This is a genomic window from Paraburkholderia sp. BL25I1N1 (genome assembly GCF_003002025.1).
In the GTDB taxonomy this organism is placed as follows: Bacteria; Pseudomonadota; Gammaproteobacteria; order Burkholderiales; family Burkholderiaceae; genus Paraburkholderia.
Genome location: NZ_PVZB01000007.1, coordinates 162,462 through 183,205 on the forward strand (window position 1 = coordinate 162,462; position 20,744 = coordinate 183,205).

The 20,744-nt window shown below is 63.5% G+C and carries 13 protein-coding genes; 8 read left to right on the top strand and 5 right to left on the bottom strand.

Going from position 1 to position 20,744, the window contains the following annotated elements:
• The first annotated feature begins 55 nt into the window (after positions 1-55).
• Positions 56-1,522, top strand: a complete 1,467-nt coding sequence (locus B0G73_RS12730) for a flippase (RefSeq protein ID WP_106281173.1) — start codon at positions 56-58, stop codon at positions 1,520-1,522.
• Positions 1,519-3,975 (top strand): glycosyltransferase family 4 protein, encoded by a 2,457-nt coding sequence (locus B0G73_RS12735; protein WP_106281175.1) that lies wholly within the window; start codon positions 1,519-1,521, stop codon positions 3,973-3,975. The genes B0G73_RS12730 and B0G73_RS12735 overlap by 4 nt, the downstream gene beginning before the upstream one ends.
• A gap of 117 nt (positions 3,976-4,092) precedes the next feature.
• On the opposite strand, the gene B0G73_RS12740 is transcribed toward B0G73_RS12735, so the two are convergent.
• Entirely contained in the window at positions 4,093-5,304 is a 1,212-nt protein-coding gene (locus tag B0G73_RS12740) for an acyltransferase (protein ID WP_106281177.1), read from the bottom strand.
• A 251-nt stretch (positions 5,305-5,555) separates the two neighbouring features.
• On the opposite strand from B0G73_RS12740, the gene B0G73_RS40465 reads away from it, so the two are divergent.
• Positions 5,556-5,699: a hypothetical protein gene (locus B0G73_RS40465; RefSeq protein WP_181196538.1), complete on the top strand. Its 144-nt coding sequence runs from the start codon at positions 5,556-5,558 to the stop codon at positions 5,697-5,699.
• Between the two features lie 305 nt (positions 5,700-6,004).
• A complete protein-coding gene (gene galU / locus B0G73_RS12745) occupies positions 6,005-6,922 on the top strand; it encodes a UTP--glucose-1-phosphate uridylyltransferase GalU (protein WP_106281427.1) in 918 nt (305 codons plus the stop codon).
• Between the two features lie 219 nt (positions 6,923-7,141).
• Here galU and B0G73_RS12750 read toward each other — a convergent pair whose 3' ends face one another.
• Positions 7,142-9,316 (bottom strand): malate synthase G, encoded by a 2,175-nt coding sequence (locus B0G73_RS12750; RefSeq protein ID WP_106281179.1) that lies wholly within the window; start codon positions 9,314-9,316, stop codon positions 7,142-7,144.
• Between the two features lie 123 nt (positions 9,317-9,439).
• On the bottom strand, positions 9,440-9,844 hold the full coding sequence (locus B0G73_RS12755) for a heme-binding protein (protein ID WP_106281181.1): 405 nt from the start codon (positions 9,842-9,844) through the stop codon (positions 9,440-9,442).
• A 402-nt stretch (positions 9,845-10,246) separates the two neighbouring features.
• On the opposite strand from B0G73_RS12755, the gene B0G73_RS12765 reads away from it, so the two are divergent.
• The gene (locus B0G73_RS12765; protein WP_106281182.1) at positions 10,247-11,122 is read left to right on the top strand and encodes an MOSC domain-containing protein; all 876 of its coding nucleotides are present in this window, start codon (positions 10,247-10,249) and stop codon (positions 11,120-11,122) included.
• A gap of 3 nt (positions 11,123-11,125) precedes the next feature.
• On the opposite strand, the gene B0G73_RS12770 is transcribed toward B0G73_RS12765, so the two are convergent.
• Positions 11,126-11,506 (bottom strand): response regulator, encoded by a 381-nt coding sequence (locus tag B0G73_RS12770; RefSeq protein ID WP_106281184.1) that lies wholly within the window; start codon positions 11,504-11,506, stop codon positions 11,126-11,128.
• A gap of 427 nt (positions 11,507-11,933) precedes the next feature.
• Positions 11,934-12,749 carry a uroporphyrinogen-III C-methyltransferase gene (cobA, locus tag B0G73_RS12780; RefSeq protein WP_106281429.1) on the bottom strand — a complete coding sequence of 272 codons (816 nt, stop codon included), beginning with the start codon at positions 12,747-12,749 and terminating at the stop codon, positions 11,934-11,936.
• 705 nt (positions 12,750-13,454) lie between these two features.
• Between cobA and nirB the strand changes: the two genes are divergently transcribed.
• The 3 genes from nirB to B0G73_RS12795 are packed head-to-tail and all read left to right on the top strand — an operon-like array spanning position 13,455 to position 20,628.
• Complete coding sequence (gene nirB, locus B0G73_RS12785; protein WP_106281188.1) at positions 13,455-15,995, top strand: nitrite reductase large subunit NirB; 2,541 nt, start codon at positions 13,455-13,457, stop codon at positions 15,993-15,995.
• Positions 15,996-16,027: 32 nt separating this feature from the next.
• A complete protein-coding gene (nirD, locus tag B0G73_RS12790) occupies positions 16,028-16,381 on the top strand; it encodes a nitrite reductase small subunit NirD (RefSeq protein ID WP_106281190.1) in 354 nt (117 codons plus the stop codon).
• Positions 16,382-16,416: 35 nt separating this feature from the next.
• Entirely contained in the window at positions 16,417-20,628 is a 4,212-nt protein-coding gene (locus B0G73_RS12795) for a bifunctional nitrate reductase/sulfite reductase flavoprotein subunit alpha (protein ID WP_106281192.1), read from the top strand.
• Positions 20,629-20,744: the final 116 nt, after the last annotated feature.

Genomic DNA, 20,744 nt, shown 5'->3' on the forward strand with positions numbered 1-20,744 from the left:
TTCAGCGCATGACAAGGCAACCCGCAGGCAAACGTAGTCAAACCCAAGGCATCCGATGGACAAAGGCATCCTCAAGAACGTAGCGATCAATTTCTTCGGGCTGGTGCTGCCCACTTTCGTCTCGCTCGTGACCGTGCCGTCGTATATCAAGCTGCTCGGCGTCGAGCGCTACGGCGTGATCAGCCTCGTGTGGACGCTGATCGGCTACTTCGGCATTCTCGATCTCGGCATGAGCATGGCCGCGCAGAATCACATCTCGAAGGCGCGCGCGTCCGGCGACAAGGACGAGAGCGCGCGCGTGTTCTGGAGCGCGACGTGGCTCAATCTCGCGACCGGCGTGATCGGCGGATTGATCATTTATTTCGGGGCGTTTCTCTACACCGCGTACTTCACCAAGGTGTCGCCCGAACTGCAGCACGAGGTGTACATGGCGCTGCCGTGGCTCGCGGTCGCGATCCCGATTGCCAACGTGTCGTGGGTGTTCGCGGGCGCGATCAATGGCGCGGAACGCTTTGGCGTCTACAACACCAATCAGACCATCGGCACGTTTCTGTTCCAGTTGCTGCCGCTCGGCGCCGCGCTGTGGATGGGCGCGACCTTGCAGAACGTGCTGGCCGCCGCGGTGTTCGCGCGAATCGTCGCCGCGCTTCTGCTGGGCCGCTCGGCGCTGAAAGTGCTGGAAATCCGCCGCGTTTTGCCGCCGCAATTCGGCGTGGCAAAGGGGCTGTTCAATTTCGGCGGCTGGATGCTGATCGCGAGCGTCACCACCATGATCGCCGACTCGCTCGATCGCGTGATGCTCGGCACGAGTCTCGGCGCACGTTTCGTCACGTATTACACGGTGCCGCAGAACCTCGTGACACGCCTGAACATTGTGCCGACGGCGCTGGTGCGCACGTTGTTTCCGCGGCTTTCCGCAGTGGGCCGCGCCGACGCCGACACCATCACCCAGCAGTCGCTCGAATTTCTCAATGGCGTGTTCACGCCGGTCGCACTGGTCGCGATGCTGGTGCTCGAACCGTTCCTGCATCTGTGGGTGGGCAATGAGATCGCCACCGTGGCCGCGCCCGTGGGCCGGATCATGATCGTCGCCGTGTGGCTCGTCGGCCAGGCGAACGTCACGCGGATTCTGATCCAGTCACAGGTCAATCCGGCCACGGCCGCGCGCGTCGGTTTGTTCGAATTGCCCCTGTTTGCGGGGGCATTGTGGTTCGGCATCACGCATTTCGGCCTGACCGGCGCGGCGGTGGCCGTGGCCGGTCGCGCGCTGTTCGACTACGCGGTGCTGTTGCGGCTGTCGGCGATCCGCGCGAAGCAGATCGCGCTCGACATGCTCGCTCACCTTGCTTTCCTGCTGGCCAGCCTGTGGCTCGCCAGCATCCTGCCGGGTCTCGCCATGGCGATTGTCGCCGGGGTATTGATGGTAGGCGCGAATGTCGCCTGGTCAATCACGATGACACCCGCCTTGCGCGATCTTGCGCGTTCACTGCTGTTGCGACTGAATCCGAGGAAAAGCGCATGAACCACGAAGTCCTTGAAGAAGCCGTGCTGCAACCCGCGACGCGCAGCGCACTGGCCGAACTCACTACCGTTCCCGGCGTTCAGACGCCGCCGCGCCGCGCCGCGATGCGCGCGGATAAAACGGTGCGCGTTGCGATCGTGCACGACTGGCTCGTCACCTATGCGGGGGCGGAGAAAGTGCTCGAACAGATCGTCGCGTGCTTTCCGGACGCGGACCTGTTCAGCCTCGTCGATTTTCTCGACGACCGCAGCTTCCTGCGCGGCAAGTCCGTCACGACCTCGTTCATCCAGAAGCTGCCGCTCGCGCGCACCAAGTACCGCTCGTATTTGCCGCTCATGCCGCTCGCGATCGAGCAGCTCGACGTATCGGCTTATGACGTGGTGATTTCAAGCAGCCACGCCGTCGCCAAGGGCATTCTGACCGGCCCCGACCAGGTGCATATCAGCTACGTGCATTCGCCGATCCGCTACGCGTGGGATTTGCAGCATCAGTATCTCAAGCAGTCGAAGCTGACCAACGGCCCGAAGTCGGCCATGGCGCGGCTGATTCTGCATTACATGCGCAACTGGGATATCCGCACTTCGAATGCGGTGGATGGCTTCGTCGCCAATTCCGAGTTCATCGCGCGGCGCATCAAGAAGGTCTATCAGCGCGACGCGCAGGTGATCTTCCCGCCGGTCGATGTCGAAGCCTTCGCGCTGTGCACCGACAAGGACGACTTCTATCTGACCGCCTCGCGCATGGTGCCGTACAAAAAGATCGATCTGATCGTCGAGGCATTCGCGCGCATGCCGGAGCGCAAGCTCGTCGTGATCGGCGACGGCCCCGACATGCAGAAGATCCGCGCGAAGGCGGGGCCGAACGTCGAGATCATGGGCTATCAGCCGTTCAAGGTGCTGAAGGAAAAGATGAGTCGCGCCAAGGCCTTCGTGTTCGCCGCGGAAGAGGACTTCGGTATTTCGGTGGTGGAAGCGCAGGCCTGCGGCACGCCGGTGATCGCCTACGGCAAGGGCGGCGCGCTCGAAACCGTGCGCGATCTGTCCGAGCCGCGGCCCACCGGCATGTTCTTCGACGAACAGAACGCCGAGTCGATCATTGCCGCGGTCGAGCGTTTCGACGGCCACGTGAAACGTTTCTCGCCGCTGGACTGCCGCGCGAACGCCGAGCAGTTCTCCGCCGCGCATTTCCGCGAGCGCTTCTTCGCGCATGTGCGGGCGGCGGTGCCTGCGCTGCGCACGGCGACGCTGCCGCCGTACGTGCCGTATAAGGCGCCAACCGTCGCCGGCGGTCCGCGCATTCTGGCCGTCGATCAAAGCGGCGTGCTCGGCGGCGCCGAACTGTCGCTGCTGGAAATCGTCAAGGCGTTGCGCTCGCGCATCGAAGTCGTGCTGTTCGACGATGGTCCGTTCCGCACCGCGCTCGCCGAAGCCGGCGTGGCCGTCGACGTGCTGGATGCAGGCGCGCTGCGCCATGTTCGTAAGCAGGGCGGCTCGATGCCGAAGGGCCAGGCGCTCAAGGGTTTGATATCGCTCGTGCGCGCCACGGCCAAACGCGCGCGCAACGCGGACGTGATCTATGCGAACACCCAGCGCGCCATGGTGATCGGCGCGCTCGCCGGCAAGCTGGCGCGGCGTCCCGTGGTCTGGCATCTGCGCGATATCGTGAGCCCCGAGCATTTCGGCGGCAAGCAACTGGCCATCATCAAATGGTGCGCGCGTCTTGGCCTCACGCATGTGATCGCCAACTCGGCCGCGTCGGCGCGTGCTTTCGCCGAGCTCACGCAGTTCGACGAAAAGCGCATCGACGTGGTATTCAACGGCATTTCCGCCGCGCCGTTCGACGCCTTGCGCACGGTGCCGCAAGCAACACTGCGCAAACGCCTCGGCTTGCCGGAAGACGCGTTTCTGGTCGGCTCGTTCAGCCGCCTCGCGCGCTGGAAAGGGCAGCATGTGCTGCTCGAAGCGATGGTGCTCAATCCGCAGATGCATGCGGTGCTGGTGGGTGCGCCGCTTTTCGGCGAGGACCAGTACGAGATCGAACTGCATGCGTTCGTCGCCGCGCACAACCTGGGCGGGCGGGTGCATTTTCTCGGCTTCCAGCACGATATCGCGGCCTGCATGTGCGCGGTCGATGCGGTCGTCCATACGTCGATCACGCCAGAGCCGTTCGGCCGCGTGATCGTCGAAGGCATGCTGGCGCAGCGGCCGGTGGTGGCGGCGCGCGCGGGTGGCGTGCTGGAGATCATCGACGACTACGAGAACGGCGTGCTGTGCACGCCGGCAGACGCGCACGGCCTCGCCGACGCGCTCGTCGAATTGCGCTCGAACGACCAATTGCGCAACCGGCTGGTCAGAAACGGGTATCAGACGGCGCTGAGCCGGTTCGGCACCGCGACCTATGTCGAGGGCGTCGAGCGGATTCTGAAGCGCGTGACGGGGCCGGAAAGGGCTTAGAAAGGTTTCTACGCGGGGGTAGGCAGGGACTCGGCCGGTTCCTGCCGTTGGCGCAGCGGAGCGAAAGTCTCGCGACATTCGCTCCGTTTTTTTATCGCGCGCTTTTACTGCGTGGGTTCAGGCCTTTTTCAATGCCGCTTTCGGCTTGAAGCTGGCCGACCACTTCATCGCCGGCAACTCGACCAGCCGGTAGAACACATAAGCCACCGGCACGGCCACCAGCATGTAGCCGAACGACGGCCAGATCGACATTTGCAGCGACGAGCGGAACAGCAGCGACGACAGCAGCACGAAGATCGGCAGATGGATCAGATAGAGCGAAAAGCTGAAATCGCCGAAGCGCGACAGCAGACGCGTGCCGAAGGCCGGGCCGCGCTCCGGGTTGCCGCGCTCCAGCGCCTTGTATAGGTAGAACGCGAAGCCGACCGCCCAGAGCTGGAACGCGCCGTACTGGCCGAAATGAAACGCGGCGCAGCCGAGCGCGACGAAGCCCGCGGCGAGCGCGTAGAGCCACACCGACGAGCGGGCCTGCGGTGCCCGATGCGCACGGGCGTCGGCGATCCACGCGCCGAGCGTCCACGAAAACCAGTACGACGTGAAGAACTGGATGTCGTGGCGTTCGAGCACATAGGCGGACACCACGTTGACGAGCGCGACGATCGCCAGCACGGAGGTCATGCCGATACGGCGGCGCAGCGCGAACAGCAGCGGATAGATCGCGTAGAACTGCACTTCGAGCGAGAGCGTCCAGAGCGCGCCGTTCGATCCGAACGTCTTGCCGGCCACGCCTTGCAGCGAAAACAGATTGACAAGGAAGGCCTGCAGGCCGATCTCGCGGATCTTGTGGCTGACGGGCGGCAGTTGCAGGCTGAACCAGTCGAGCGCGAAGGTCAGCACCAGCGCCGCGAGCAGCACGGGATAAATGCGCGCAAAGCGGCGCACCCAGAAATTGCCCGTATCGAGCCGGTATTCCGGATTGCCGGCCAACCGCAGCGCGCCGCCCCGGTGAATGCAATAACCGCTGATCACGAAGAAAATCGGCACGCCGGCGGAGCCCCATGCAATCGGAAACGTCAGATACGCGGCGATCGCATTCAGGCTGAATGCATGGCCCACGCTCTGATGAAACGCCTGCATGCCGACCCATTCCACCTGGCGGCAGTGAAAATACGCCACCAGCAGCGCGGCGAAGCCCCGCATGGCGTCGATGACATGCTCCTTGCCGGCGCTGTCGGCGCGCGCCTCGCTCTGGGCGCGGGGCGCGGCAGTCTTGCGAGGCGGTGAGAGGGGCAGGGATGAGCCGGCGGCATCCAGTGCTGAGTCGCTCATACGCGGTCCTTATTCTGACGGAGGGGGAATGCTGATTCGCAGATTCGCGCGGGCGCCGTACGCGCCCGCGGTGCATGACATGCTAGTGCACGACGCAGGTAAAAAATCGATAAAAAATTGCGTATTGAATTGAATAAAACGGCGATTGTGTGACTAATTGTAATTGAGCATAAGCAGATGCAGCCGCGAATTATTTGCCGCTTTTGTTGTGCTAATTTAAGCCACGGATTCTCTTGACCCGAGGTGAAGTCATGAACCTGCATTTACTCGCCGGCATTGCCGTGCTGCTGATCCTTGTCGCCGCCTCCGCCTATCGGGAGGCGCTGCGCAATGAGCCCATTCGCCGTTTTCGCATGACCTCCGGCAAGCTGCCGCAGCTGGACGAGAACGAATAACGCGGGCTGGAAGAGACGCGAGGCGCGCCCGCGGTCGATCCGCCGGCGCGCCTCGCGCAGCTGAAGGCCAGTTGTCAGGATATGTAAAATTTTCGGAATTAGCGGAAAATAAATCGATTTCGTCGCGTAATTGTTGCCCGCTGTTTGTCACGATGCGGCATATCGAAAAAGAATGGATTTATTTATTCCGATTGCGGAAATTTCACATACGTACTGGCGTAATTTTTTGCTAGTCTTTCCGGCGACATCGATTGGCCGCCAGGCCCGCGACACACTAATTTCTAACCGATGTGGGAATGCCTACCATGCTGAAAGTCACCAAAGCCGTGTTTCCCGTAGCGGGCCTCGGGACACGATTCCTGCCGGCTACCAAAGCAAGTCCTAAGGAAATGCTGCCGATCGTGGACAAACCGCTGATTCAATACGCGGTGGAAGAAGCGATTGCTGCCGGCATCACCGAGATGATCTTCGTGACGGGGCGCAGCAAGCGCGCCATTGAAGATCACTTCGACAAGTCCTACGAGATCGAAGCCGAACTCGAGGCGCGCAACAAACAGAAGCTGCTCGATCTGGTGCGCAGCATCAAGCCGGCCAACGTCGACTGTTTCTATGTGCGCCAGGCCGAAGCGCTTGGTCTCGGCCACGCGGTGCTGTGCGCCGAGAAGCTGGTGGGCGACAGCCCGTTCGCCGTGATTCTGGCCGACGACCTGCTGCACAGCTCGAAGCCGGTCATGAGCCAGCTCGTGGATACGTTCAACCACTATCACAGCTCGGTGATCGGCGTCGAAACCATCGCGCGCGAAGACAGCCGGTCGTATGGCGTGGTGGACGGCCGCGAGTGGGAAGACAACGTGATCAAGCTGTCTGGCATCGTCGAGAAGCCGGCGCCGGACAAGGCGCCGTCGAATCTCGGCGTGGTGGGCCGCTATGTGCTGATGCCCACCATCTTCAAACATATTCGCGCGTTGAAGCCGGGCGCGGGCGGCGAGCTGCAATTGACCGACGCGGTGCAATCGCTGCTGACCGAAGAACAGGTGCTCGCGTATCGCTATTTCGGCACGCGTTTCGATTGCGGCAGCAAGCTCGGCTATCTGAAGGCAACGGTGGAATTCGCGCTGCGCCATCCGGAAGTGAAGGCGGAATTCGAGGCTTATTTGCAGGCGTATATGCAGGGCAATATGCAGGAAGGCGTGCCGGCGCAGTTTGCGGCGGAAGCGGCTTAAGCGGCTTAAGTGCCCCGTCAACTGCTGAGGCAAGCTTGAGCGGCTGCAACGCGAACTTCAAAAACGCCGGCACGACAGCCGCCGCAACACTTACCACGCAGAGGTAACGCGCAGCAGCATCGCGCACATTAAAACGGGCGCCGCAAACCACGCGGCGCCCGTCTTTCTTTCAGCCTTTCAGCCGGCCCACGCATCACACGCAGCCCGGCCAACCCGCTGTCAAACTTCCTTCTTCACTTCCAGCCGGAACTTATGCAGCAACGGTTCCGTGTAGCCGCTCGGCTGCTGGCGTCCTTCGAACACCAGCGCCTGCGCGGCCTTGAAAGCGATCGTATCGAAGCCCGGCGCCATCGGCTTGTAGAGCGGGTCGCCCGCGTTCTGCTCATCCACCACCTTCGCCATGCGCTTGAACGTCTCTTCGACGAGCTCGCGCTTCACCACGCCGTGATACAGCCAGTTGGCAATGTGCTGGCTCGAAATACGCAGCGTGGCACGATCTTCCATCAGGCCGACGTCATGAATGTCCGGCACCTTCGAGCAACCCACGCCCTGATCGATCCAGCGCACCACGTAGCCGAGAATGCCTTGGGCGTTGTTGTCGATCTCGCTGCGGATCTCGTCGTCGCTCCACTTCGCTTCGGCGACGACCGGAATCGTCAGCAGGCCGTCGAGCAGTTCGTCGCGCACCTGCGCGTAATCCGTGCGCTCCAGTTCCCGCTGAACCGCTTGCACGTCGATCTGGTGGTAATGCAACGCATGCAGCGTGGCGGCGGTCGGCGAGGGCACCCACGCGGTGTTCGCCCCGGCCTTCGGATGCGCGATCTTCTGTTCGAGCATGGCGTGCATCAGATCGGGCATCGCCCACATGCCCTTGCCAATCTGCGAGCGGCCACGCAGGCCCGCGCTCAAACCGACCAGCACGTTGCTGCGCTCGTAAGCGGCAATCCAGGCGCTCGATTTCATGTCGCCCTTGCGCATCATCGGACCGGCTTCCATGGCCGAGTGCATTTCGTCGCCGGTGCGGTCGAGGAAACCCGTGTTGATGAACGCGACGCGCTCCGACGCTTCGGCGATACAGGCGAGCAGATTCACGCTGGTGCGGCGCTCCTCGTCCATGATGCCCATCTTGATCGTGTTGCGCGGCAGCTTCAGCAGGTCTTCCACGCGCGCGAACAGCTCGCTCGCGAAGGCGACTTCGGCCGGGCCGTGCATCTTCGGCTTGACGATGTAGATCGAACCGGTGCGCGAATTCAACTGGTGCTTGCGGTCGTGCAACGCGCACAACGTGGTGATGACGGCGTCGAGAATGCCTTCCGGAATCTCGTGGCCGTCTTTCGTCAGCACCGCCGGGTTGGTCATCAAGTGACCGACGTTACGGATGAACAGCAGCGAGCGGCCATGCAGCACCACCGGCGCCGTGCCGTTCGCGGCGGTGTACACGCGGTCGGCGTTCAGCCGGCGCGTGAAGGTCTTGCCGTTCTTCGTGACCTCTTCGGTCAGGTCGCCGGTCATCAGGCCGAGCCAGTTGCGGTAAAGCAGGACCTTGTCTTCCGCATCCACGGCCGCGACCGAGTCTTCACAGTCGATGATCGTGCTCACCGCCGCTTCGACCACCACGTCCTTCACGTGCGCCGAATCGGTCCTGCCGATCGAGTCGCTCGCGTCGATCTGGATTTCGAAGTGCAGGCCGTTGTGCTTGAGCAGCACGGCGGACGGCGCGCTTTGCTCGCCCTGATAGCCGATGAATTGCGCCGGCGTCTTCAGCTCGCTCGTGCCGTTCTTCAGCGTGACGACCAGCTTGCCGGCTTCGACGCTATAGCGCGTGGCGTCCGCGTGCGAACCGTTCGCGAGCGGCGCGGCCTGGTCGAGGAACTTGCGGGCATAGGCGATCACCGCAGCGCCGCGCACCGGATTGAAGGCTTTCTGCTTTTCGGCGCCGCCGGTCTCGGGAATCGCGTCGGTGCCGTAGAGCGCATCGTACAGGCTGCCCCAGCGCGCGTTCGCCGCGTTCAGCGCATAGCGCTGATTCGACAGTGGCACCACGAGTTGCGGGCCGGCCTGCTCGGCGATTTCGGTGTCCACGTTGTCCGTCGTGGCCTTGACGCCGGCAGGCACCGGCACGATATAGCCGATGCCTTCGAGAAACGCACGGTACGCCCGCAGATCGCGCACCGGACCCGGATTGGCGCGATGCCAGTTGTCCAGTTCGGTTTGCAGGCGGTCGCGCTCGGCGAGCAGCGCGCGGTTTTTGGGCGCCAGCTCGTGCACGAGGGCGTCGAAACCTGACCAGAATGCGGCGCTGTCGATTCCGGTGCCGGGCAGGGCTTCGGTTTCGACGAACTGGTCGAGGTTGGCGGCGACTTGCAGTCCGCCGCGCGTGTTCATCTGAGTCATCGACTGCTCCATCTATCTGAATGGGGCCGATGAGGGGGCATCGGCCCGCGTTGTGCAACGGTTAGTTTCTTTGATTCATGGCGGCCGTTCTGGTCGGCTTGCGAACGGAACCGCTCTGAAAACTCAGGCCGTGATAGCGGCAATACCCGCCTTGGCGATCTGCGCGTCCTGATCCGACTTGACGCCCGACACGCCGACCGCGCCGACCACGTGGCCGTCGACGATCACCGGCACGCCGCCTTCCAGCGTGCCTTGCAACGGCGCGCTGAGGAACGCGGTGCGGCCGTTGTTGATCATGTCTTCGTATACCTTGGTTTCGCGGCGGCCGATCGCCGAAGTGCGGGCCTTTTCGGTCGCGATGTACGAACTGGCCGGCGCGCTGCCGTCCAGACGCAGCATGCCGAGTTGATGGCCGCCATCGTCGACCACCACGATGGCGACGGCCCACTGGTGTTTCTCGGCTTCGGCGCGGGCGGCTTCGAGAATGCGGGTCGTTTCGGCGACGGTCAACATGGGTTTGCTCAGCATAGTGAATTTCCTGGTTCGTGTAGGGTAAGGATCGGCTCGGCCACGCCGCCACTCGCGCTTTGCACGGATGGCTTCGGCCTCGATGGCTAACCGCCGCGCGCGGGAATTGCACCGTGCACGCGCGCGGCGGCCGCGTTGATATTCGGTGACGGCGCGGGTTGCACGCAGCCTTCCAGTATCCGCATTGTGCGCGAATGCCGCAGCGCCGGCCTGGTCCTTGCCCAAGCGCTTTGCTTGGGGATTTTACGTCCAAGCGCCGCCGGAAGAAACGGCGGCATCGCGCGCTTCGGTATTCGGCGGTTCGTTTGGCCGCTATTCCGGCTGGAACGAAGCGAGCGGCGGGCTTTACAATCAGGCATCGCACACAAGAATTCGCACGCTCCCCACGTGCGCCCCCACGCCATGCCGACCATCAGCGAACTATTCGTCTATCCGATCAAATCCTGCGCGGGCATTGCCCTCAATGAGGCGCGGCTGCTCGCCACCGGCCTCGAATACGACCGCTGCTGGATGGTCACCGACCCGGCCGGCGCCATGCTCACGCAGCGCGCGTATCCGCGCATGGCGCTGATCCGTGTCGAACTCGGCGCCGAGGATCTCGTGATCCGCGCGCCCGGCATGAGCGAGTTGCGCACGCCGCTGGAAAGCGCGCGGCTGGAGGCGCCGCCCGCGGTGCAGACCAGGGTCTGGCGCGACGCGGCCTATGGACTCGACACCGGCGACGCATGCGCCGCGTGGTTCTCGACATTTCTCGGCGTGCCCGCGCGGCTCTTGCGCTTTAATCCCGAGCGCGAACGCATTGTCGATCCGGACTTCACGGAGAGCGTGGGCGGCGCCACCACCCATTTCGCGGATGGTTTTCCGCTGCTGGTGATCGGCCAGGCGTCGCTCGACGATCTGAACACGCGTCTGAACGGCAAGGGCGCGCCGTCGATTCCGATCGACCGCTTCCGTCCCAACGTGGTGCTGAGCGGGCTCGACGCGTATGAGGAAGACTATGTGGAGACGCTGAGCGTGGCTGGCGAAGCAGGCGGGGGCGCGCAACTGCAGCTGGTCAAGCCGTGCACGCGCTGTCCGATGCCGACCATCGACCAGGCGAAAGGCGCACCCGATCCGGACTGGCCGAACGAGCCGACCGACACGATGAGCGTCTATCGCGCGAATCCGCAGCGAAACGGGGCGATCACGTTCGGCAACAATGCGCTTGTCGCGAGTGGCGCCGGAACGTGGCTGCGAGTCGGGCAGGCAGTGGAAGCGGAATTGGGCTTCGGCGATTAAGAGCTAATGCCGGACACGCACGGTCAACGCCGCGAGAATAACCGGCATCGGCACTGGCTTGACGAAATGATGATCGAAGCCCGAGCGCAGCGATTCGCTCACTTCCTCGGCACGTTCGAGCCCGGTGACCGCGACCAGCGTCGGTGCCGGAATATCGCCCACGTAGCGGATTCGCCGCGCCACCGCGCGTCCGTCCAGACGCGGCATCTCGACGTCCAGCAGCGCGGCCTGCGGATGCCATGCGCAGTATTGAGCCAGCGCATCGAGGCCGTTGCGCGCCGTTCGGATCTCGAAGCCATGCGCGCTGAAGTAGTGTACGTAAGCGGCCAGCAGATTCGCGTCGTCGTCGGCGATCAGAAGGCGTGCGGCTGGGTGATGGGCCATCTGATTTCCCTCAGGTTGTGATCCTGTTAGATGAGCAATTTGAAGTCCCGACAGAATCGACGCTCCATCAAGTGATTTTCGGGCCGAATCGGCAAGGATAGGCAGCACCGCTTCTCACGAATAAATTACCGCCCGGCAACGCTGCAAACGCCTGCATCGCGCGCAATATCGAGACCGTCCAGCATCTCCACGCGATGCCTTCCACCCCGCCCATGATCCGCAAGAACAGAGCATCGGCTTTGCCGCCGCGGCCTGCGTCACGGCGCAAATCTACAAGCTGGGCAGTTATATCTCCGTACCGATCATTTTTCCCGACGGCAGCTATTTCGGTAATCTCTGCGCGATCGACCCGAATCCCGGCCGAGGTGTCGAACCCGCGTTTAAATGTAGTGGGCGGATTTGAGCGGTCGAGAGGCGTGTGGACCGCTCACGCGGCCTGCGCGATTGCCTCGCGCGCGGTCGGCATGTCGCTTTGCATCGCGTCCGCCTCGCCGCGCCGTGCGTTATCTCCAGCCCGCTCGCGCTCGACGCTCTCTCCGATCGCGCTGCCCACCAGAATCACCGCCGGGCTGCCGAAGCCCGCGTTCGTCGCATCCGCAGCGAGCCGGTCGAGGCGGCTCATCAGACGCCGTTCGTTACTGCCACCGGCCCATTGCACCACGGCAGCGGGTGTATCGGCCGGCAAACTCGCGAGCAACGCGGCCGCGATACTGTCGATGCGCCGCATCCCCATATAGATCGCCAGCGTGGTGCGTGTCGCGGCCAACGCGGCCCAGTCCGGCTCGCCGTGATCTTCGGTATGTGCGGTCACGAAACTGACGCCGTGGCAATGGCGGCGATGCGTGAGCGAAATGCCGAGCCCCGCGGCGGCCGCGAACCCCGACGAGATGCCGTTGACGATCTCCACCGGAATGCCGGCGCCGCGCAAGACCGCGAGTTCTTCGCCGGCGCGTCCGAACAGCAGCGCTTCGCCGCCTTTCACCCGCACCACGTGCAAGCCCTTGAGCGCATAGCGTCGCATCAACCGTTCGATAAACGCTTGCGGCGTCGAGCGGCAGCCACCGCGTTTGCCGACGCGAATCACGCGCGCTTGCGGCGCCAGCGTCACGATCTCGGGATTCGCGAGGTCGTCGAGCAGCACGACGTCGGCGGCGGCTAGCGCTTTCGCGGCCTTGAGCGTAAGCAGATCGAGATCGCCGGGGCCGGCACTCAATAAGGTGACCTTGCCGGTGTTCGTGTTCATCGCGGTATCCATCACGGTGTCCTTCGCTTCTGTGTCGGCCGGCGATCGCTGTCGCGCCGGCGCCCAATAAAAAACGGCGTCCGCTCGTGATGCTCACGAGGGGACGCCGTTGTCCGTTTACTGCTTGTGTGCTGCTCTGCCGTTTCGCTTCCAGCACGGTGAAAACACAGCGTTGTGTTTCGCCCGCATGGGTATGTGCTGCATGTCGTGGCTGCCGCGTTGCCGCCATGAACTCGCCACTGCTTATGCAAGGACTACGCCATGCATCGGCCACGCATGCTGTGCGCCTTGCCACGCCTCGCAAATAACGCCGCCGACGCGCACGCCACGCACCGTTCGCAAGCGTGCACCTCGCACGCGCAGGGTGCTGCGTCGCACCATCCATGTGCCCCGCTGCATCAAAACGCGTCGTGCGCCCGCTTTGCCGCACACGCATGCGATTCGCCGCAAACCCCCGCGCCACGGCCTCCTTACGGGCATTTGGTGCAACTGGCATGGGCTTTGCATTAAGCCTTGCCATCGGATCAACGTGGATCCGGCGCGAGTGCAACACAAAGTGCTCGCTGCAGGACAGGTCAGGACAACGGCGTCCCCCGAATTCAGTCATCGACTGGGTTCGCGGGACGCCGTTTTTATTTCCAGAATCGTTTTCGCCACCTGCCATACGGCGTCGCTCGCAACCAGCATATTGAGGAAACCGCGCTCATGAAAATCATCGTTATCGGTCACGGGATGGTCGGTCACAAACTGGTCGAGTGCCTCGCCCAGGACGCCGCGCACGGCCTCGATATCACCGTGCTGTGCGAGGAATCGCGGCCGGCCTACGATCGCGTGCACCTGTCCGAGTTTTTTGCGGGCAAGACGGCGGACGATCTCTCGCTGGTCGAACCGGGTTTCTTTGAACGCCAGAACGTGCTCCTGAAACTGAACGCGAAGGCCGTGGCGATCGATCGCGATGCGCGCACCGTGACGGTGTCGACGGGCGAAACGCTGCCTTATGGCAAGCTGGTTTTCGCCACCGGCTCCTATCCGTTCGTGCCGCCCGTGCAGGGCCGCGAGCGCGCGGATTGCTTCGTGTACCGAACCATCGACGATCTCGAAGCGATGCGTGAATGCGGCGCGCGTTCGAAGACGGGCACGGTGGTCGGCGGCGGACTGCTCGGGCTCGAATGCGCCAAGGCGCTGCGCGACATGGGCCTGCAAACGCACGTGGTCGAATTCGCGCCGCGTCTGATGGCCGTGCAGGTGGACGACGGCGGCGGCCGCGTGCTGCGCAGCAAGATCGAAGAACTGGGCGTGACGGTGCATACGCAGAAGAACACCACGGCGATCGTCGATGGCGAGCAGGGCACGCACCGCATGCAATTCGCCGACGGCAGCCACCTCGACACCGACATGATCGTATTCTCCGCGGGCATTCGTCCGCGTGACGACCTGGCGCGCGCGAGCGGCCTGACGCTCGGCCCGCGTGGCGGCATCGTGATCGACAACGCATGCCGCACGAGCGATCCGCACATCTATGCGATCGGTGAATGCGCGCTGTGGAACGGCCAGTTGTTCGGCCTCGTGGCGCCGGGCTACGACATGGCTCGCGCGGTGGCGAAGCAATTGCTCGGCGACACGGCGGAATTCGCCGGCGCCGACATGAGCACCAAGCTCAAGCTGATGGGCGTGGACGTGGCGAGCATCGGCGACGCGCACGGCAACACGCCGGGCAGCCGCGCGTATCAGTTCAGCGACGAGCGCAAGCAGGTCTACAAGAAGCTGGTGGTGTCCGAGTGCGGCAAATATCTGCTGGGCGGCGTGATGGTGGGCGACGCCGGCGAATACGGCACGCTGCTGCAAATGATGTTGAACCGCATCGAATTGCCCGCGTCGCCTGAATTCCTCATTCTGCCGGCGGCCGACGGCAATGCGAAACCCGCGCTCGGCGTTGATTCGTTGCCGGCTTCCGCGCAAATCTGCTCGTGCAACAACGTCTCGAAGGGCGAACTGTGCGCCGCCGTTTGTGCCGGCGCGACCGATATCGGCGCTTTGAAATGCGCGACGACCGCCGGCACCTCGTGCGGCGGCTGCGTGCCGCTCGTCACCCAGGTGATGAAGGCGGAGATGAAGAAGCAGGGCCTCGCGGTCAACAACCATGTCTGCGAACACTTCGCGTATTCACGCCAGGAGTTGTATCACATCGTGCGTGTGGAAGGCATTCGCAGCTTCGGCGAACTGCTCGCGAAGCACGGCCACGGCCTCGGCTGCGATATCTGCAAGCCGGTGGTGGCGAGCGTGCTCGCGTCGTGCTGGAACGAGTTCGTGCTGAAGAAGGAGCACGCATCGCTGCAGGACACCAACGACTACTACCTCGCCAACATTCAGCGTGATGGCACCTACTCGGTCGTGCCGCGCATGGCGGGTGGCGAAGTCACCCCCGATGGTTTGATCGCGGTCGGCCAGGTTGCGAAGAAGTACGGCCTCTATACGAAGATCACCGGCGGTCAGCGTGTCGATCTGTTCGGCGCGCGCGTCGAGCAACTGCCGCTCATCTGGGAAGAACTGATCGCCGCCGGTTTCGAATCCGGCCACGCGTATGGCAAGTCGCTGCGTACCGTGAAGTCGTGTGTCGGTTCGACGTGGTGCCGCTACGGCGTCGGCGATTCGGTGGGTCTCGCCGTGGAGATCGAGAACCGCTACAAGGGCCTGCGCACGCCGCACAAGATCAAGTTCGGCGTGTCGGGCTGCACCCGCGAATGCGCGGAAGCGCAGGGCAAGGACGTCGGCATCATCGCGACCGAAAAGGGCTGGAATCTCTATGTGTGCGGCAACGGCGGCATGAAACCGCGCCACGCCGAACTGCTCGCGTCGGACCTCGATAAGGAAACGCTGGTGCGCTACATCGACCGTTTCCTGATGTTCTACGTGCGCACCGCCGACCGTCTGCAACGCACCAGCGTGTGGCGCGAGAGCCTCGAAGGCGGCCTCGATTATCTGATCGACGTGGTCGTCAACGATCGTCTCGGCGTGGCCGCAGAACTCGAGTCGGAAATGCAGCACGTGGTCGACACCTACGAGTGCGAATGGAAGAAGGCCGTCACCGATCCCGAAACGCGCAAGCGCTTCCGTCATTTCGTCAACAGCGCCGAGTCGGACAGCCATGTCGCGTTCGTCGAGGAGCGCGGCCAGATCCGGCCGGCCACACCCGCCGAGCGGCGCTCGAAGCTCGCCGCAATTCCCGTTGTAGTCGAAACCGTTTGATTGAACCGCACTATTCACCGAGGACTTCCGTCATGAACAACGATCGCCTGCCACGCTCCTGGACGCCGGTTTGCCCGCTCGACGACATCGTGCCCAACACGGGTGTTTGCGCGCTCGTCAACGGCGAACAGGTCGCGGTTTTTCACGTGAACAACGGTGACGCGGACCCGATCGTGTACGCGATCGAAAACTTCGATCCGGGCTCGCAGGCGGCGGTGCTCTCGCGCGGACTGATCGGCAGCCTCGGCGAACGCATCGTCGTGGCCTCGCCGATCTACAAGCATCACTTCGATCTGCGCACCGGCGAGTGCCTCGAAACACCGGCGCATTCCGTCGGCGCGTTTGCCGCGCGCGTGGAAAACGGCCAGGTGTGGGTCGCGGTTTGAATCGCTGAATTCTTTTTTAACGACGTCGCCCGCTCATGTCCTCTACAAACGTAAAAACCGTGTGCCCCTACTGTGGCGTTGGCTGCGGGATGGTGCTGCACGTCGAGGACGGCCAGGTCGTAAAAATCTCCGGCGACAAGGAGCATCCGGCCAACTTCGGACGGTTGTGCACGAAGGGGCAATCGGCGCATGTGGCATTGCGCAAGTCGGGGCGTCTCGAAGGCGCGTTCGTGCGTCACGCGCGTGGCCAGGACCCGGCGCCGTTGCCGATGGCACAGGCGATCAGCACCACGGCAGCGCGTTTGCGCGGCCTGCTCGATGAACATGGGCCGGACGCGCTGTCGTTCTACGTCTCCGGGCAGATGTCGATCGAGGCGCAGTACCTCGTCAACAAGCTCGCCAAGGGCTTTGTCGGCACCAACAACATCGAATCGAATTCACGCCTGTGCATGGCGAGCGCGGGCAGCGGCTACAAACTGTCGCTCGGCGCGGACGGCCCGCCCGGATCGTACGAAGACATCGATCACGCTGACCTGTTCTTCGTGATCGGCGCGAATATGGCCGACTGTCACCCGATTCTGTTCCTGCGCATGATGGATCGCGTGAAGGCGGGCGCCAAACTGATTGTCGTCGATCCGCGCCGCAACACCACGGCGGAGAAAGCCGATCTGTTCATGCAGATCAAGCCGGGCACTGATCTCGCGTTGCTCAACGGGCTGCTGCATCTGCTGCACGAAAACGGCCAGACGGATGCCGTATTTATCGCCGAGGCTACCGAAGGCTGGGACGCAATGCCCGCGTTTCTCTCCGATTACACGCCGGAGAATGTCGCGCAAATCACCGGCCTCGCCGTCGAGGATATCCGCGAGGCCGCGCGGATGATCGGCACGGCCAAAGAGTGGATCAGTTGCTGGACCATGGGCCTGAATCAGAGCACGCACGGCACCTGGCACACCAACGCGATCTGCAACCTGCATCTGGCGACAGGCAAGATTTGCCGGCGCGGCAGCGGCCCGTTTTCGCTGACGGGCCAGCCCAATGCGATGGGCGGCCGCGAGATGGGTTACATGGGGCCGGGCCTGCCGGGTCAGCGCTCGGTGCTGGTCGAAGAAGACCGCGCGTTTATCGAAGACCTGTGGCGCATTCCGAAGGGCACGCTCAAGCCGCAGGTCGGCAACGGCACGATCGATATGTTCGCGCGCATGGCGGCGGGCGAGATCAAGGCTTGCTGGATCATCTGCACGAATCCGGTGGCGAGCGTGGCGAATCGTCAGAACGTGATCGACGGATTGAGTGCGGCGCAACTCGTGATCGCGCAGGACGCGTTCCTCGATACCGAGACCAACCGTTACGCCGACGTGCTGTTGCCAGGCGCGCTGTGGGCCGAAGCCGAAGGCGTGATGATCAACTCCGAGCGCAATCTCACGCTGATGCAAAAGGGCATCGAGCCGCCGGGCGCGGCGCTGCCGGACTGGCAGATCATCGCGCGCGTTGCGTGTGAAATGGGTTTCGCCGATGCCTTCACGTACGCGAGCGCCGAAGAAGTCTTCGCGGAAATCACCCGCGCGTCGAATCCGAAAACCGGGTACGACCTGCGCGGCGCGAGCTATCGCCGCCTGAAGGAAACGCCGTTGCAATGGCCGCTTGCATCGGATGATTCCGCCGACCGCAACCCGGTTCGCTACCTCAACGACGGCGTGAGTCAACCGCTTGAGGAACGGCCCGACGGCAGCCGCCCGCGGCTCGTGTTTCCGACGGCGAGCGGCAAGGCGATGTTCTTCGCGCGCGCCTACGCGGCGCCCGCTGAACTGCCGGACCGTGAGTTTCCGATCGTGTTGAACACAGGCCGCTTGCAGCATCAATGGCACACCATGACCAAGACCGGCAAGGTCGCGATGCTCAACAGGCTGAACCCGGGCCCGTTTGTCGAGATTCATCCCGAAGATGCCGCCACGCTCGGCATCAAGGCCAAAGACCCGGTGGAGATTCGTTCGCGCCGCGGTCGCGCGGTGTTGCCGGCTGTCGTGACCGAGCGCGTGAGCGCGGGACAGTGCTTTGCGCCGATGCACTGGAACGACGTATTCGGCGACGACCTGTGCATCAACGCCGTGACGAGCGACGCCATCGACCCGGTCTCGCAGCAGCCCGAACTCAAGTTCTGCGCTGTGGCGCTGAGCCCGGTGGCGGTCGAGCGCGTCGAGCCGTTCCTGAATGACGACGATGTATCGCTGGCGGATGCATCCGTTGCAGTCGCTGCGAGCGCCGCGCCGGCCGACACCGTATCGGCTAGCGCCGAGGACCTGGATATGCCCCGTATCGAAGCACTCACCAGCCTGTTGCAGTTGCCGCCGACTCCCGCGCCTTCGTTCACCGATCAGGAGCGCACGTATCTCGCCGGCTTCGTGAATGGACTGCGCTCGGCGGAAGCGCAAGGTATCGACCGCGTGCCGGTTCTGCCGGGTAGCGCGCCGCTCGATACGGCGAGCCGTCTTTACGTCGACGGTCTGCTGGCCGGTCTTTATAGCCGCAGTGCGACCGTTCTGGACGATGCGTTGACAACGCCGCACGCCGCGGCGAATGCAGAAACATTGCACGCGTCGTCCGGCGTGCGCATCGTGCGCGCACGGCCGAAAGTCACGCTGCTGTGGGCCTCGCAAACCGGCAACACCGAGTCGCTGACCGAAGCCTACGCAACGCGGTTAATGGAATCGGGCTTCGAAATCCGTACGTCGTGCATGGCGGACTATCAGGCCTCGACGCTCGCCAAAGCTCAATACGTGCTGCTGATGACGAGCACCTTCGGCGACGGCGATCCACCCGACAACGCACAAAGCTTGTGGACGCAATTGAACGGCGAGGGCGCGCCGCGCCTCGACGGGGTGCGCTTCGCGGTGCTCGCGCTCGGCGATCGCAACTACGACCAGTTCTGCGGCCACGGCCGGCGTCTCGATGAGCGGCTCGCCGAACAAGGCGCGCTGCGCCTGATGGAGCGCGTCGATTGCGATAGCGAGTATCAGGAAAACGCGGACGCGTGGCTCGAACGCATCATCGTGCGTATCAAGGAAGAGGATGCCGCACTGTATGCCGTGCCGCCGGGCGGCATGATCAACGCGGTGGTGCCGGGCACGGTGGCGACCAAAACGCGGCCGGCCGCATCGCGGCTCGTCAGCAATCTGCGCCTGAACAAGCAGGGCGCGGCGAAAGACACGCGCTACTTTTCGCTGCGCACCGGCGACTCGGGACTTGAATACGAAGCAGGCGATGCGCTCGGCGTCTGGCCGAGCAACTGCCCGGAACTGGTCGACGAATTGATCGCGCTAAGCGGCGTGAGCGCGGACGCTGCGGTGAATGTAGCGGGCCTGGGCGAAATGCGTCTTGCCGATGCGCTCGGCAAGCACTACGAGATCGCGCGGCCGAGCCCCGATCTGCTCGCGTTCGTCGCCGCGCGCAGCAACAACGGCACGCTGCGCGATCTGCTGTCGCCCGAGCGCAAGGCCGACCTCAAGCAGTGGTTGTGGGGCCAGCAGATCGCCGACGTGCTGCACGAATTTCCGCTGAGCCTCACGGCCGCCGAATTGACCGGCATGCTCAAGCGTTTGCAGCCGCGTCTCTATTCGATTGCGTCGAGCCCGAAAGCCCATGTGGGCGAAGTTCATCTGACGGTTGCCGCGGTGCGCTACAGCAATGGCCGCCGTCATCGCAAAGGCGTGTCGTCGACGTTTCTCGCCGACCGCGCGGGCGATGTGAACGTGCCTGTGTTCGTGCAGAAGTCCGCGCACTTTCGTCCTCCTCATGGTTCCGATACGCCGATGATCATGGTCGGTCCCGGCACCGGCGTTGCACCGTTTCGCGGCTTTCTGCACGAGCGGCGTGCGCGCGGCGATACGGGACGCAACTGGCTCTTCTTCGGCGAGCAGCACGCGGCCTCCGATTTCTACTATCGCGACGAACTCGAATCGATGCGCGATACCGGTGTGCTGACCCGGCTCGACGTCGCGTTCTCGCGCGACCAGGCGGACAAGGTCTATGTGCAGGACCGCATGCGCGAACAGGGTGCGCAATTGTGGTCGTGGCTCGAAGACGGTGCGCATTTCTACGTATGCGGCGACGCCAACCGGATGGCGAAAGATGTCGACGCGGCGCTCAAGGAAGTGGTAGCCCGTCACGGCGGCATGAGCGATGAAAAAGCTCTCGAATACGTGAACCGCCTGGCGCAGGAAAAGCGCTACGCACGCGACGTTTATTGATAGTCATGCGGTTTTCAGCGCAACGAGCGCGCTCGTGTTTCAAGGTTTCAAAGAGTACGCAGTACAGCTTCAAAACAAGGAACCGCATGGCATGGAGGTTGCATGTTTATGCCGGT